At 49.8% G+C, this 253-nt stretch carries 1 rRNA gene; it reads right to left on the bottom strand.

From position 1 onward, the window contains the following. Positions 1-253, bottom strand: a 16S ribosomal RNA gene (locus tag IC219_RS21560); the annotation flags it as partial.

Here is a 253-nt window from a genome sequence, read left to right as displayed (position 1 = left end):
TCACCCTCTCAGGTCGGCTACTGATCGTCGCCTTGGTAAGCCGTTACCTTACCAACTAGCTAATCAGACGCGGGTCCATCCTGTACTGGCTCACCTTTGATATTCAAGAGATGCCTCTCAAATATATTATCCCGTATTAGCATACCTTTCGGTATGTTATCCGTGTGTACAGGGTAGGTTACCCACGCGTTACTCACCCGTCCGCCGCTCTTTACCGAAGTAAATCGCTCAACTTGCATGTGTTAGGCACGCC

This window comes from Clostridioides sp. ES-W-0018-02 (assembly GCF_020658175.1).
Classification (GTDB): Bacteria; Bacillota; Clostridia; order Peptostreptococcales; family Peptostreptococcaceae; genus Clostridioides.
Note: the sequence above shows the minus strand (reverse complement) of the source record. Positions and strands in the feature narration are given on the sequence as shown.